Source organism: Streptomyces sp. URMC 127, assembly GCF_051386535.1.
Lineage (GTDB): Bacteria > Actinomycetota > Actinomycetes > Streptomycetales > Streptomycetaceae > Streptomyces.
In genome coordinates this window covers 1-2,291 of record NZ_JBPQTW010000407.1, presented here as the reverse complement: position 1 = coordinate 2,291, position 2,291 = coordinate 1, and the positions used below count along the sequence as shown (strand labels likewise).

The window sequence follows — 2,291 nt, the reverse complement described above, 5'->3', positions numbered from 1 at the left end:
GACCCGGGGGTCAAGGGGGAGAAGGGCGATCCGGGAGCGGTGGGTCCTGCCGGACCGCCCGGACGACCGGGAGCGGTGGGGCCTGCCGGCCCTCCCGGGCGACCGGGTGCGGTAGGCCCGACGGGCTCTGCGGGTCCTGTCGGGCCGCCCGGCCCTGTCGGCGCCAAGGGCGAAAAGGGGGATCCGGGCGCGGTGGGCCCTGCGGGCCGGCCTGGCCCTACAGGGGCGGTGGGCCCTGCCGGAGCCAAGGGGGACAAGGGCGACCCGGGTGCGGTGGGTCCTGCGGGGCCTCCCGGGCGACCGGGAGCGGTGGGCCCCACGGGCTCTGCGGGTCCTGTCGGGCCGCCCGGCCCTGCCGGTGGCAAGGGCGAAAAGGGTGACCCGGGCGCGGTGGGGCCGGCAGGGCCTCCTGGGCGTCCCGGGGTGGTGGGTCCTGCGGGAGCTGTGGGCCCTGCCGGAGCCAAAGGGGATAAGGGTGACCCGGGTGCGGTAGGTCCCGTTGGTCCGCCCGGGCGTCCCGGGGCTGTGGGTCCTGCCGGCACCAAGGGGGAGAAGGGTGACCCGGGTGCGGCTGGTCCTGCGGGGCCGCCCGGGCGCCCGGGAGCGGTGGGGCCTGCGGGGGCTGTCGGGCCTGCCGGAGCTAAGGGGGAGAAGGGTGACCCTGGCGCCATTGGTCCCGCCGGTCCTACCGGTGCAGTCGGGCCCACCGGGCCGCCCGGACCTGCCGGGGCCAAGGGGGACAAGGGCGAGCCCGGCCCCATCGGCGCCGTGGGGCCAGTTGGCCCTCCCGGGCCTGCTGGGGTCAAGGGCGACAAAGGAGATCCGGGTATTGCCGGTCCCGCCGGGGCAAAGGGGGATGGCGGTGCCATCGGCCCTCCCGGGCCTGCGGGCCTCAAGGGAGACAAGGGTGATCCCGGTGTTGCCGGTCCCGCCGGTCCTCCTGGTCCTGCTGGGCTGAAGGGTGATGGCGGTGCGGTTGGTCCTGCGGGACCTCCCGGGCCTGCGGGGCTCAAGGGGGACAAGGGCGATCCCGGTGCTGCCGGTCCCGCTGGTCCTCCTGGTCCCGCCGGGCTGAAGGGTGATGGCGGTGCCATCGGGCCCGCAGGGCCTCCTGGGCCTGCTGGGCTCAAGGGAGACAAGGGGGACCCCGGTCCCGCCGGTCGTCCCGGTCCCGCTGGTCCTCCTGGTCCCGCCGGGCTGAAGGGTGATGGCGGTGCCATCGGGCCTGCAGGGCCTCCTGGGCCTGCTGGGCTCAAGGGAGACAAAGGTGATCCCGGCCCCGTCGGGCCCAGCGGGCCCCGCGGCGAGCAAGGGAAACCAGGAGTCGCCGGCCCTGCCGGGCCGCCCGGTGCCGTCGGTCCGCAAGGGCAGCGAGGCGAGGCAGGTGCCACCGGACCCCTCGGGCCCGTCGGGCCTGCCGGACCCGTCGGGCCCGCAGGGCCCACCGGCCCCGCCGGATCCCCTGGACCATCCGGGCCCAAGGGCGACCGCGGGGACCCCGGTAGCACCGGCCCCGCCGGTCCTCCCGGCATCGCAGGACCGGCAGGGCCCTCCGGCCCGAGTGGTCCCCCCGGGCCCAAGGGCCCCGCAGGTCCTTCCGGCCCCGCAGGTCCTTCCGGCCCCGCAGGCCCTGCCGGCGCCGCCGGTCCCCCCGGTCCGATCGGGCCGATCGGACCGCAGGGGATCAAGGGGGACACCGGTGCGCCGGGCCCGGCCGGACCCCTCGGTCCCGTCGGACCCGCAGGACCCACCGGTCCGACCGGCCCTGCAGGTCCCACCGGCCCGGCAGGACCCTCCGGCGCCGTAGGTCCCGCCGGGCCCAGAGGAGAGGCCGGGCCCGCCGGGCCTCCCGGACCCGCGGGTCCGCAAGGGATCCCCGGCACCGTAGGCCTCCCCCTGACCGTCGTGCAGGATCACTCCGTGCCGGCCCACTCACGTGACCAGCAACTGCGCAGTCCCGTATGCCCCGCCGGCACCCAGATCATCGGCGGCGGATACCTCCAGCCCGGCAGCCGGACCGGCGCCCTGGAGAAACTCGACGCGTACCCCAGCGTCATCGAGAACGTCTTCCTGGTGGCTGTGAACAACACGAGCCCCGACTGCGTCGACCTGCGCGTCTTCGCGGTCTGTCAGCCCGTGCCGGCCCCACAGGGCTGACGGGCAGTCCGGCGCCGGTGGCCCGCCCCACCCCACGGTGGGCCACCGGGCCGCGCCGGAGCCGCTGACCGGGACCGGAACCGGCCTCGGCGGCCGGGGCGCCGCCCGCCCCGTCCGGCTAGCCCCGCCCCTCC

Annotated in this window: 1 protein-coding gene; it reads left to right on the top strand. The window is 77.3% G+C overall.

The window, feature by feature from the left end; translation table 11 throughout:
- The first annotated feature begins 1,920 nt into the window (after positions 1–1,920).
- Entirely contained in the window at positions 1,921–2,157 is a 237-nt protein-coding gene (locus ACSNOH_RS34510; protein WP_436725396.1) for a hypothetical protein, read from the top strand.
- The last annotated feature ends 134 nt before the right edge of the window (positions 2,158–2,291 follow it).